We start from the raw sequence: 12,697 nt of genomic DNA on the forward strand, positions 1-12,697 counted from the left end.
GCATCATGGGTACACCGAACAGCAACAGCGGGGTTGACTCTCTCGACCGGGTGGCCGATAGTTGGGTGCATATTATTTGATCAGTTTCTTAACGTAGACGCGCATGTACCCAATCAGCTCCAGCAACATCATGATGATTATTCGCACTGGCAACCGCCTGGTGGGATAGTCCGTACGCGCAGATACGACTCAAAAGAACCCGCCACTCGGCGGGTTTTTTAATACCCGCCGTCAGTGGCCACACCCGAAGGAAAGGTGACACCATGACGACAGCAGCCTCAGCACTCGCCACTCAATCGACAAGCGTTCTGCCGACCACGGCCGACATCATTGCTGCGGCTGCCCGCATGGAAGGCATTGTCCGCCACACCCCGCTGCAGCGATCCGAGTTCCTCAGCCAGGCCTTCAATGCCAAAATCCTGCTCAAGCGCGAAGACCTGCAGCCGGTGCGCTCGTTCAAGATTCGCGGCGCCTACAACCGCATGCTGCAGCTGTCCGAGGCCGAGCGGCAGCGCGGCATCGTCTGCGCCAGCGCCGGCAATCACTCCCAGGGCGTCGCCTTTGCCTGCCAGGCGCTCGGCATCAGCGGCACCCTGTTCATGCCCGCCAGCACGCCGGCCCTGAAGGTGAACAAGGTACGACAGTTCGGTGGCCAGCAGGTGCGTGTAGTGCTGACCGGTCACACCTTCGACGACGCCTGTGCCGCTGCCCGCGAGTTCGAGCGCCAGCAAGGGGCCGGCTTCATCCACCCCTTTGATGACTTCGACGTCATCTGCGGCCAGGGCACCCTCGGGCTCGAAGTGCTGGCGGACCAGCCCAAGAGCATCGACTACCTGTTCGTTCCGGTCGGTGGCGGCGGACTCGCCAGCGGCCTGGGCACAGTGTTCCGTGAACAATCGCCGGACACCCGCCTGATCGGTGTTGAGCCGGTCAATGCCGCCGCGCTGAAGCACTCGCTGTCAGCCGGCAGCAACCAGACGCTGGCACAGATCGATCCCTTTGTGGACGGCGCCTCAACACAGCGGATCGGGGAGCTGGGCTTCGAGATCTGTCGCCAGACGCTGGACCGGGTGGTCGCCGTGGAAGACGCCGACACCTGCCGCGCACTGATCGACCTGTATCAGGAGGAAGCCATCGTCGCGGAGCTGTCTGGCTGCCTGAGCATCGCCGCGCTGGCAGGTTTCAGGGAGGAGATCGCCGGCAAAACCGTCGTCTGTATTCTCAGTGGTGGCAACAACGACTTTCATCGCTTTGCCGAAATCGCCGAGCGAGCCGCCGGAAGCTGAGCCTCAGCGAGCGGCCTGGCAGGGAGCGGCTGCATGTGGGCGGCCCTCCCTGTCGACATCGGCATCAGCGTGCCTGCGGCAGGCAGATCTGATCACCGTAGTAGTTGTTGCTATAGTTGCAGTGCTGACAGGCCTGCACCTTGTCAGCCGTCGCTTCAATCGCTGCCGGACGGGCAGCGGGAGCAGATGATTCAACGATATAACGTGCAATGTGAGCCATGGTGTTGTCCTCCGGTTTGGTATGGAACCAGACTAACCAGGCACGTCATTTTGTTGAAATTTATCTTTTAACTAAGGCTGATTGATTTAAACAATAAATGATCCGGCAAGGACTGCCCGGGATCATCACAGGAAAAGGAACCTCCACCAATGAATACACACGTCCCTTCACTCCATCGCCGCCTGATGCGTCAGCTTGAGCAACAGGAAGGCCGTATCAACCACATGTACCGCGACACCCGCGGTTTCATCACCGTGGGCGTCGGCCATCTGCTGCCCTATCCGCATACCGCCGCCCGCTTGTCGTTTGTACACAGGGACAGCGGCCAAGCCGCCTCCGACGCCGACATCCGCACCGAATTCCGCCACCTGCTGACGCGGGCCTACGGACAGCACCTGAGCGCCAACAGCTTCAGGCCCCATACTCGACTGATCCTGCCCGAAACCAGGATCGACGACCTCACCCGCCAGCACATCAAAACCTTCACCAAAGAACTCGGCAGCCTCTACGGCCAGGCCGAGCTGGCTGCCATGCCGGAACCCGTACAACTGGCCCTGTATGACATGATCTTCAACCTGGGGCGGCCCAAGCTGGAGCATGGCTTCCCCCGCTTCAACCAGCACATCCGCAACGGCAACTGGGCCGCCGCCGCCAGAGAAAGCCACCGCAAAGGCATCAGCGAAGCGCGCAATCTCCATGTACAGGAATTGCTCAGTGGAAAAGTCCATCAACAGGATACTACACAGGCAGCCACATAGTTATTCACATGCCAACCCCATGATATTGCGCTGCGAGATGACAGGTGGGTTACTTTGTTCAGGTATTTGAGTAATGCCTGAACAATTTTACAAAGCCCATATTACAAGGGCTTAACGGAGATGTGCGGACCTGTTGTCCGGAGCTTATCCACAGAACTATTCAGGGGTTCTGGGGGTAAATTAGGATGTTTGAAAATGAAGGAACGACAACAGCTTCATTCTGCAAGCAAAGTATTCACAGGCGCTGAATTTTTTATTGCTGTTGATAACTTGGAGTTGCAGGCCGTGACATCACCCACAATACCAGGCTAGAGTCCCGAGAAAATTTGCAGGTACACACCTATGCCAAACACGCCTAACGACAACACTGAGCTGCAGTGGCAAACCTATTGCGATGAGGTAGCGTCACTAGCACAAACACTGTTCGGTTTGACACTGAACGACCTTGCAGACGAACGACAATTGCAGGATGGTTTTCAAAGCAACGAAAGCCCCAGCGAGTTCGTGGAGCGTTTGGGGATAAAATATGACTTGGTACGTGTTGATAGCACCTACTGGTGAAGAGACTCGAAAGCTGAAGGGAGCATCGTTATGTCAGGGAAAGGCTGGACACCGGAACAGGTCAAACTCGCATTCCATCTCTACTGCCAACTGCCCTTCGGCCGCTTGCACCATAGTAATCCCGAGATTATCGCGCTCGCCGATCTGATCGGCCGCACACCCTCTGCGGTAGCGATGAAACTGACCAACCTCGCCAGCCTTGATCCAGCCATCATCGCCTCAGGCCGCAAGGGCCTGAGCGGAGCCTCGAAACTAGATCGTGCCATTTGGGATGAATTTCATGCCGACTGGGAAGGCTTGGTGTTGGAAAGCACTCATATCCGAGCACAGTTGGAAAGCGGTACAGACTCTGCACCTGAGATCGAACAGCCCCAAATCAGCACGCCTGAAGATTTCACCGGCGAGACACGCACCCAGACCGTACAACAGCGGATCAAGCAATCATTCTTCCGCCGCGCCGTGCTATCCAGCTATGGAAACCGTTGCTGTATTACCGGCTTGTCAGAACCTCGTTTACTGATCGCCAGTCATATCGTGCCTTGGATCCAGGATAAAGCTAACCGGCTCAATCCTAGTAATGGCCTGTGCTTGTCCGCGTTGTTTGACCGGGCTTTCGATCAGGGACTCATGACGTTTGATGAAGATTGGCGGGTGGTGCTGTCTCCTCAATTGCAAAAGCCGGAGCCGGCTCATAAGCATTTGTTCCTCGCCATCAAAGGACAGCGGATGGAACTGCCTGAAAGGTTTAGCCCTAATCCGAAGCTAATGCAGCAGCACCGGGAGACAGTTTTTATTAGTTCGTAGCTGAAGGCGATGGCGGCTTTCGACACAAAGCAGATACTCCAAGCAAGCATAGTGATGCCCATTCTCCACCTGCAGGTTGCTACTTGTTTCCACCTGCTAACTTGGTGTGAGCTTTATGTCCTCGCTTTTCTATCAAATTAAGCTATTTTTTACTGTACTGCCTTCAACCTCAGGATTTTTTAACCAATAATTTATAATACTCGAATAAAAAAAACTCAATTTTAGCCTTCATATCGAAATAAAAACCATCCAACATGAGGAAAAATCAAAAACGAATACTGCCAAATTATTTTAAATATACCTATGTTTTTTTCTTAATGGTGATTGGCATGAATTATTATAGAACACTAATGAAAAATATATAATTTTCCAATTAATTAAAGTGATTGACAAAACTTTTAAAATGGATTTGAATCATGAATAATTCCAATAATGGAACCACTGGATTTGATGTTACTGGGTGGTCAGAAAGTACGTGGGGAATGAATGAGGATGAAGTTTTATCCGCTTTTGGAGAAACCGCAATTCGTCCGGATGAACCGATTGAATTCTGTAATCCAAAAAGGTTTTCTACTGTTATCATTCCATCAATAGATTTGGATAATATGAAATTTGAAGCGCACTTCATATTTGACAATATTGAAGGTCTAAACGAAGTGCTACTTAAGCCTAAAGAGGAGAAGCCAACCGGATATTTTGAAAATTTAAGTAAACTTCTTCGTCAGAAATATGGGGAACAATCGACCTCTGACGAAGAGGGAATAACAACAAGAATGAGCTGGATCTTTCCAAGCACCATAATAGAGTTATCACGCCATGACGCAGAAGTTCTAGATTATCTACTTGTTACTGTATCTTATGAAAAGACTTCATCCGTGAGTAATTACCTTTAGAATTCACATGGAAATATACTTACCACCTGCCAGAAACTTAAAATAAGTTCTGGCAGTTTTAAAAATACATCTATTAAAAACAGGCTATTATATTATGCATATAAATTAATATCAAAATATTCACATGTAAGAAAGTCTAGATTATTTTATTGTGCCGAAAAAATACTTTGAAATATTTAACTGACTTTATTCTCACACCCTCCCCTAAATAAATATTTTTAATATCAATATTACTCGCATTTTGAACGTTCCACGTATCAAAAAAAACCGAAGAGATAAATTTAAGGTTTTATTTTTCCTTAACACCTTATAGAAATATATATTATATGTTCATTGTTAAAAATAATAATTAAATACTATTGATATACTCTATATTAACCACTCGATCGTAACCCGCGACATAATAAACCCCATCACCCTTTTAACCCCCAAACCACACTCATCGGTTTACTTCCCTCGTGGCCCTGATAACTAACCTCACCATAAAACCTAAACGGTGCCGCTTTGCCATTACTCAGCTTATGCTCACGTACAAATAGATAGACCCGACTACCTAGCTTTTCATGCTCGATAATCTCTCGACCGCGTTTATTGTCTGGGCTGGTGCTGTTCTGCGATTGCCAGTGGAAGTGCTCGTTATCTATAAAATAGTCGTGATATTGGTGGTCACTGGCTTTGCCCTGCTTGTTCAATGTCACCAGCAACACCTGAACCCGCGGCTCTTTCAGCACCACATGGCCGGACTGCCAATTTCCTGGATTGAACTCGACGCCGAATAGCGGTGGGATCTCTTCGCGCATAAAGCTTTGCCCCACCATCAGCTCCAGCGGGTCCACTACTCCTTTGAAACGTGCAAAGGTCACCATGCTTTCATCGGCAATCAGGTCGTCATAGTCGGGGTTGTTGGCTCTTAGGGTGTAGCTGCCATCTTTGTTTTTCAGCACCTTACGCAGCAAATATTGGTTATCACCTGCTCCGTCTTGGCGTTCGATCGCCATGGTTTGGTTGCTGATACTGCCAGCACTGTCTGGCGTGACTTGTTCCAGCAGCAGGTAATCACCATCATAAATCGGGTTCTTGCCACCATTCATCGAGTTACCCGAAGCACGGGCGATGAAGTGGCGATCTGGGGATAAGTGACCAAAGCCGCTGGGGGCTGGCAGATACTCTTCCACATCCGCATGGCCAGTTTTGAAGTGTCCACAGGCGATTTTGATATTGGGGAAGAAAGGCAACTGCTCAACTTGTTCGGCAACCGAATTAACCGGGGTAGCGGGCAGCTCTGGTTTTACCTCTATTAGTTTGCTTTGGGCATACTGACCGAAGCGCCAAGCCAGAATCTCCTCGCTCATCGCGCTGAACGTCGGCAATTCTGCCGCGCTAAGGCTCTGCTGATAATGGAAATGCATACCCTCTTGGGCAAACCATTCGATCTGTGAGCCCTGTTCAGGCGTGCACCAGTGATGGATCGGCATTTTTCGCCAATGGCTTAACCAGGCACTATCGCTGACCGAGTCCAACGGCAGCAGAGTCTGTGGCAGGTCGGCTAACCAATCTGGGTGCGCTTTGAACCAGCCTCTGGCCCACTGAGCTAATTGCTGCAGCGTTACCGACTGGTGCATTACCTGCTGATCCAACAGGGTTTGCAACAACACCAGCTTGTACGATTTAGAGGTTTTCGTGACCGTCAGATCTCGGAACCACTGCGCATGCTGTTCCAGAACCTGCAACTCATCCAGCGTCGCATCGCCCTGCTCGTCGATAAACTCCCACCAGCAGCCATAGTTATGCCTGAGTTTGCTCAGATTCGCGCCGCTGTGCCAAAACTCTTTCAGTGTGGGACGCCGTTTCAGGCTCTGCTTCAGCTTGGCGTAATGAGCATCCAGCTGGTCGCCCACCAAGCTATCCAGAAACTCGATAAAGCCGAGGTCGTAATTGACGTAACAGCCATCAGGCAGCAGGTCGCTGGGGTCCTTGGCAGCGGAGATCAGTTGTTTGCGGGTCGGTTTGTTATCAAAGACTGAACCAAACAACATCTCGGGTCGGTTTAGGAAGCTGTGGTGGTTACCGACAAAATCCAGCACTACCAGACGGTCTTTACCCTCGCTAAGACGTAGACCACGTCCAAGCTGCTGCAGGAAGAGGATTTTGGATTCCGTCGGTCGCAGCATCATCACGGTATCGATCTGCGGCAAGTCGACACCTTCATTGAACAGGTCGACCGAGAACAATACTTGCAGCTGCCCACTGCCCAACTGCTCCAGCGCCTCGGAGCGGGTCAGGTTCGATTCGGTATGCACACTGGCAGCACTGATACCCGCTTTCTCGAAGAAAGCCGCCATGTAATCGGCATGTCGCCGCGAGGCACAAAACGCGAGGGTGCGGGCCTGAGATTTGTCATGCCACTCTTTCAAGGCATGACGAGCACGACCTCGGGTGGCGAGCTGTGTGGATAACTTGTCCGGGTCAAAGCGACCATTACGCCAAGGGATATGTTCATAATCCACTTCGCTATCAAAGATGCCGTAATAGCTGAATGGGCACAGTTGCTGATCGTTGATGCCGTCAAAGAGGTCACGACGGTACACCAGATTATGGTCACATAAGCGCAGAATATCCGAGCCATCGGTGCGATCCGGTGTCGCGGTGAGTCCCAGCAGGAACTTGGGCTGGAAATACTCCAGCAGACGCTGATAACTACCGGCTGCGGCATGGTGAAATTCATCCACCACGATGTAATCGAAGTAGTCGCGGCTGAAGCGTTCCAGGTGGGCTACACGCCCTAAAGTCTGGACTGATGCAAACAGCAGATCGCACTCATCGTCTTTCTGTTTACCGGTGTAATGCCCGATCCGTTTATGCGGCAAGATAGCCAAGAAGCTCGCTTCAGCCTGCAGCAAAATCTCTTCACGATGGGCAACGAACAACACCCGGCTTGCGCCGATCTGGGCTGCATCGAAGGCTGCTAGGTAGGTTTTGCCCATCCCCGTCGCCAACACCACGAGCCCCTTCTGCCAGCCTCGCAATCTAGCGGAGGCCAAAGCCTCCAGCGCTTCTTCCTGATGAGGTTTTGGCGTTGGTATTTCCGGCTCAGGCTCTTGCTCGTCTACCTTGGCGGTGTAGATCGAGACCACCTTGCGCGCTTGTTCATAGCGGCTCTGATACTGCTCTATCCAATCAAAGCTCAACTCACGCACTTGAGGTTGCAACAACAGCTGCTGGAACTGTTGCCGAACCTCATCCAATCGGTGTGCCGCCAAAGAGTCCGCTTCGTTGGGGTAATCAAGATGGTAGTTCCACTCCAGCCCGTCGGTTAGCGCTTTGGCACTGATATTACTGGAGCCAACAAAGGCATCCGCACTGACCAGCTCACCCTGTTCAGAACGAACAAAAATATAGGCCTTCAGATGGAAACTATCGGATGCGCCTGTTTCGAACACCCTGACATCGGCCCCTCGCTCCGCTAACAACATGAGCTTTTTCAATGCCTTGGGGTCGGTGATACACATGTAATCACTGGTCAGCAGCGTCAGCCGCACATTACGAGTCTCTGACTGTAACGCCGCTTCGAGATCGCCAAAAATCAGTTCAAGGCCGGTGGAGCGGATAAAGGAAACTGCAATCTCGATCTCGGTGGCATGGGTCAGCGCACGGCGCAGAGCGGGCAAGAGTTGGCGGTTATCGCCACCGGTGAGCAGATAGGGTTTGGCGCTCATTTTTGCGACCCCGGTAGGCGTTGGATACAGACCGTTTGCCAGCTCACTTCGCTACGCTTCAAAAAGTCAGCGGAAGTGCTGTCGGTCAGTGCCTGAAGTTGCAATTCGTGCTGTGCAGCCAATTGCGCCAACTCTTCAGTGCTCACAGGATACATGGGGCGTGCCGGATCGGAGGGACCAAAACGAAGGCTGATAATCAGCATGCCGGTTTCAGCCAGCAGTTCAGTTAAACGGGCAAATGCCTTGGGACGCTCTGCCGCCGGCAGATGCATCCAGACGGCGGATAACAGAATCAGGTCGTAGCCCTGAGCGGGCGCTTCGAGATCGGGTAGAAGGGGCAGCTGGGTATCGACCCAGTTCACTTGATCGCCGGTGGTGCCCCGACCACGCTCACGTAAGCCTTCGGCCGGTTCTACCGCCGTCACCTGCCACCCCTGCTGCGCCAGCCAGTGAGCATCGCGGCCACTGCCCGCGCCTACATCCAGTGCCAAGCCCGGTGTCTGCTCGGCAAGCAGGTGCACCCAGTCGGCATGTACATCCTGAGCATTTACCGAGTCATATTGCGCCTGAAAATGCTCGGCGTGCTGATGGTAATGAGCGATGGTCTGCTTCGGCATAACCGTCCCTTGTTGGTATCACTTCCTTTTAGATATCTCCCGAGTATACCGAATGTAACCACCATTCCCATTGCAAACCTTAGCCTAATAACGCCCGCTCACTCTGAGGTTACCCAGCCGTCTCGTCAGCCTCAGCAGGCTCGGACCCAGCCACCCTCACCCACCTTTCCCCGGTAAACTCAACGGGGAAACCAACCCACTCCCGAAACTCTCTCAACGTGCAGCTGCCGGTCTGGTAACTGCCGGCGCCGGCCACAGTCTTGAACACCAGGGTGCAGCGCTCCGCGTCCATGTTGTCCGGGCCATCGAGGATCTCGCGCACCGCCCACTGCTGCCCCAGCAGGCCGTTACTGTAATAGCCGCCGATCTCAAGATTGATCTTGTGCTGGCGGGATTGGGCAGCGTGTTCCACCGCCAGATCGAACAGCTCGGCCAGCTCTTCCGAGGTGACGTCCACGTAGGAATTGATCTGCTCCATGGCGGCGGCCAGGTCTTCATGGGTCAGCATGCTGCCGTGCCGCTCCATCGCCGGGGTTTCGTCAGCCGGTGCCTGGCGCCGCGCCAGCACGGTGGGGTAGCGGCGCCAGTGGAAGAGTCCATTGAACAGGAAGGCGACGCTGAGCATGCAGAGCAGGTTCAGCAGCACAGGCGTCAGCAGGTAGGTGTAGCCCAGGGCGTGGATCGCATCGCCACCGACCACGGCGGTCAGGGCCGTGGCGCCGCCGGGCGGGTGGATGCAGCGCAGGTAATGCATGGCGGCCACGGCAAGACCGACCGCCAGTGCCGGGGTGAGAGGGCTGTCGGGCAGCAGCAGCTGGCAGGTCACGCCGATGGCGCCGGAGACCATATGGCCCACCAGCACCGCCCAGGGCTGGGAGAGTGCGCCATGAGGCACGGCGAACAGCAGCACCGCCGTTGCCCCCATGGAAGCAACCATCAGGGCGCCGCTGTGCGACTCCAGATACCAGTGCGAAATGAAGTAGACCAGTACAAGACTGAGCATGGCGCCCAGGCCGGAGATCAGCTTTTCAAGGTGGCTGGTGGTGTTGTCACCCAACCCCAGCAGGGCGCGCAGCAGCGACTCGTCTCGTTCCAGCTTCACGTTTCAGCGTCTCCTCTATTCGACTTGTCTGCCCTGCCTCAGGTGCCGTTGTGCACAACCTCTCGTACACATTTTTGCAGGGTTGGCAGCCCATGGGCGATTTAAGGGAAACCATGCTTCCAAAACATGTATTTAATATCAACCATTGAATAACTGCGGGGTTCATCTCTCATAGACAAAACCTATTACCCCTATCAGCATGATCAATTTCTAAAATAAAAACCTGCTCGTTAAGATGGCTTCCAGATTCGAAAACAACTTTGAAAACACTCAGGAGATTCAATCACATGGGTATCATCAACACCGAGATCAAGCCGTTCCAGGCAACTGCGTTCAAACAGGGTGAGTTCGTTGAAATCACCGAAGCGGACGTGAAAGGCAAGTGGGCCGTATTCTTCTTCTACCCGGCTGACTTCACCTTCGTCTGCCCGACCGAGCTGGAAGACCTGGCCAGCAAGTATGAAGAGCTGCAGGGCATGGGCGTTGAAGTCTTCTCCGTGTCTACCGACACACACTTCAGCCACAAGGCATGGCACGACACCTCTGAAGCCATCGGCAAGATCAACTACTACATGGTGGGCGACCAGACCGGCACCATCACCAACAACTTCGGTGTGATGCGTGAAGGCCAGGGCCTGGCAGACCGCGCCACCTTCCTGATCGATCCGCAGGGCGTGATCCAGGCGGTTGAGATTACCGCTGAAGGTATCGGCCGTGACGCTGACGACCTGTTGCGCAAGGTGAAAGCAGCTCAGTACGTAGCCGCTCACCCGGGTGAAGTTTGCCCGGCGAAGTGGAAAGAAGGTGAAGCGACTCTGGCTCCGTCTCTGGACCTGGTCGGCAAGATCTAAATCCGACCGACGCTTGCTGGCCTTAGCACTGGTCGGTAAGAGTGTCTGGCAAGGCGCCGCCCCTCGGGGCGGCGTTTTCGTTTGTGTGTTTGGCTAACTGCCCCATCAATTAACAAAACCTATCGGCCTGTTAATTATGATTAATTTCAAACATAAAAAATGGCTGGTTAAGATAGTTCCATATTCGAGATGAGCAGCACCGCCGCAGCAGAAGATCCATCTGGCGGACCGCCATTCGAGCACTTTGACTGAATTTTTGGCATTGAGGGGATACTCGCTATGTTGGATGCAAACCTGAAACAGCAGTTGAACGCTTACCTGCAGAACATCGTCACGCCGATCGAGCTGACCCTGACCACCAATGAGAGCGCCAAATCTCAGGAGCTGGCCGAGCTGACCAACGAGATCGCTGAACTGTCCCACAAGATCAGCGTCAAGGCCGGCAGCGACCGCCGCGCACCGAGCATGGCCGTAGGCACCGCCGGTGAAGCGCCGCGCATCAATTTCGCCGGTATCCCCATGGGCCACGAGTTTACCTCGCTGGTACTGGCGCTGCTGCAGGTTGGTGGTCACCCGTCCAAGGCCGATGCCGAGTTGCAGGAGCAGATCCGCAACCTGAAGGGTGAGTTCCACTTCGAGACCTACATCTCGCTGTCGTGCCAGAACTGCCCGGACGTGGTCCAGGCGCTGAACCTGATGGCGGTACTGAACCCGAACATCACGCACACCATGATCGACGGTGCCCTGTTCCAGCAGGAAGTGGATGAGCGCCAGATCATGGCCGTGCCCTCGGTCTACCTGAACGGCGAACACTTCGGTCAGGGCCGCATGACGCTGGCTGAGATCGTCAACAAGCTGGACAGCGGCGCTGCCGAGCAGAAAGCCGCGGCGCTGAACGAGAAAGAGCCCTACGAAGTGCTGGTGGTGGGCGGTGGCCCGGCCGGTGCCTCAGCGGCCATCTACGCCGCGCGCAAGGGCATTCGCACCGGTGTCGTCGCCGAGCGCTTCGGTGGTCAGGTGATGGATACCGTGGGGATCGAGAACTTCATCTCCGTGCCCTACACCGAAGGCCCGAAACTGGTGGCCAGCCTGGAGCAGCACGTTAAAGAGTACGAAGTTGATGTAATCACCGAGCAGTCTGCCGCCAAGCTGTCCAAGGGCGAGCTGATCGAGGTGGAACTGGCCAGCGGCGCAACGCTGAAGAGCCGCAGCGTGATCCTGGCTACCGGTGCCCGCTGGCGTGAAATGAACGTGCCGGGCGAGCAGGAATACCGCGGCAAGGGCGTGGCCTACTGCCCGCACTGCGACGGACCGCTGTTCAAGGGCAAGCGCGTGGCGGTGATTGGTGGCGGCAACTCCGGCATCGAAGCGGCGATCGACCTGGCTGGCATCGTGAAAGACGTCACCGTACTGGAGTTCTCCGACACTCTGCGTGCCGATGATGTACTGGTGAAGAAGGCGGAATCCCTGGCCAACGTGACCATCATCAAGCAGGCGATGACCACCGAGGTACTGGGTGACGGCAACAAGGTGATCGGGCTGCAGTACAAGGACCGCCGCACCGACGAGACCCACGTGCTGGATCTGGCCGGGATCTTCGTCCAGATCGGCCTGGTACCGAACAGCGAGTGGCTCAAGGACAGCCTGGAGTTGACCGAGCGTGGCGAGATCGTCATCGACGGCCACGGCTCGACCTCCATGCCGGGTGTGTTCGCGGCGGGCGATGTGACCAACACGCCGTACAAGCAGATCATCATCTCGATGGGATCAGGCGCCACGGCGGCGCTGGGCGCCTTCGATCACCTGATCCGCAACTGAAACTGACGTAACCTCTCTCTTCCTTTTTGCCGCCCTTCGGGGCGGTTTTTTTATGCCTTCTCACTCTCCCC

At 54.3% G+C, this 12,697-nt stretch carries 11 protein-coding genes; 7 read left to right on the plus strand and 4 right to left on the minus strand.

Annotation, left to right across the window (positions count from 1 at the left end; translation table 11 throughout):
* Nucleotides 1-263 precede the first annotated feature (263 nt).
* Entirely contained in the window at nucleotides 264-1,286 is a 1,023-nt protein-coding gene (gene ilvA / locus ABD013_RS13770) for a threonine ammonia-lyase IlvA (RefSeq protein WP_343806935.1), read from the plus strand.
* A 64-nt stretch (nucleotides 1,287-1,350) separates the two neighbouring features.
* On the opposite strand, the gene ABD013_RS13775 is transcribed toward ilvA, so the two are convergent.
* Complete coding sequence (locus ABD013_RS13775) at nucleotides 1,351-1,506, minus strand: hypothetical protein (protein WP_343806938.1); 156 nt, start codon at nucleotides 1,504-1,506, stop codon at nucleotides 1,351-1,353.
* A gap of 149 nt (nucleotides 1,507-1,655) precedes the next feature.
* On the opposite strand from ABD013_RS13775, the gene ABD013_RS13780 reads away from it, so the two are divergent.
* From ABD013_RS13780 to ABD013_RS13795, 4 genes are all read left to right on the plus strand, one after another.
* On the plus strand, nucleotides 1,656-2,264 hold the full coding sequence (locus tag ABD013_RS13780) for a lysozyme family protein (RefSeq protein WP_343806941.1): 609 nt from the start codon (nucleotides 1,656-1,658) through the stop codon (nucleotides 2,262-2,264).
* A gap of 342 nt (nucleotides 2,265-2,606) precedes the next feature.
* On the plus strand, nucleotides 2,607-2,825 hold the full coding sequence (locus ABD013_RS13785) for a hypothetical protein (RefSeq protein ID WP_343806944.1): 219 nt from the start codon (nucleotides 2,607-2,609) through the stop codon (nucleotides 2,823-2,825).
* A gap of 30 nt (nucleotides 2,826-2,855) precedes the next feature.
* Nucleotides 2,856-3,629, plus strand: coding sequence for an HNH endonuclease (locus ABD013_RS13790; protein ID WP_343806947.1), 774 nt, complete (start codon nucleotides 2,856-2,858; stop codon nucleotides 3,627-3,629).
* Between the two features lie 416 nt (nucleotides 3,630-4,045).
* Nucleotides 4,046-4,522, plus strand: a complete 477-nt coding sequence (locus ABD013_RS13795; RefSeq protein ID WP_343806950.1) for a hypothetical protein — start codon at nucleotides 4,046-4,048, stop codon at nucleotides 4,520-4,522.
* Nucleotides 4,523-4,935: 413 nt separating this feature from the next.
* Here ABD013_RS13795 and ABD013_RS13800 read toward each other — a convergent pair whose 3' ends face one another.
* The 3 genes from ABD013_RS13800 to ABD013_RS13810 form a co-directional block, all read right to left on the minus strand.
* The gene (locus ABD013_RS13800) at nucleotides 4,936-8,238 is read right to left on the minus strand and encodes a DUF3427 domain-containing protein (protein ID WP_343806953.1); all 3,303 of its coding nucleotides are present in this window, start codon (nucleotides 8,236-8,238) and stop codon (nucleotides 4,936-4,938) included.
* Complete coding sequence (locus ABD013_RS13805; RefSeq protein ID WP_343806956.1) at nucleotides 8,235-8,855, minus strand: class I SAM-dependent methyltransferase; 621 nt, start codon at nucleotides 8,853-8,855, stop codon at nucleotides 8,235-8,237. Before ABD013_RS13805 ends, ABD013_RS13800 begins: the two co-directional genes overlap by 4 nt.
* A gap of 109 nt (nucleotides 8,856-8,964) precedes the next feature.
* Nucleotides 8,965-9,957, minus strand: coding sequence for an HPP family protein (locus ABD013_RS13810; protein ID WP_343806959.1), 993 nt, complete (start codon nucleotides 9,955-9,957; stop codon nucleotides 8,965-8,967).
* 293 nt (nucleotides 9,958-10,250) lie between these two features.
* Here ABD013_RS13810 and ahpC point away from each other — a divergent pair, with 293 nt between their 5' ends.
* Nucleotides 10,251-10,808, plus strand: a complete 558-nt coding sequence (gene ahpC / locus ABD013_RS13815) for an alkyl hydroperoxide reductase subunit C (protein WP_425543413.1) — start codon at nucleotides 10,251-10,253, stop codon at nucleotides 10,806-10,808.
* Nucleotides 10,809-11,087: 279 nt separating this feature from the next.
* Entirely contained in the window at nucleotides 11,088-12,626 is a 1,539-nt protein-coding gene (gene ahpF / locus ABD013_RS13820) for an alkyl hydroperoxide reductase subunit F (RefSeq protein WP_343806965.1), read from the plus strand.
* The last annotated feature ends 71 nt before the right edge of the window (nucleotides 12,627-12,697 follow it).

Source organism: Marinobacterium maritimum, from assembly GCF_039523155.1.
Classification (GTDB): domain Bacteria; phylum Pseudomonadota; class Gammaproteobacteria; order Pseudomonadales; family Balneatricaceae; genus Marinobacterium; species Marinobacterium maritimum.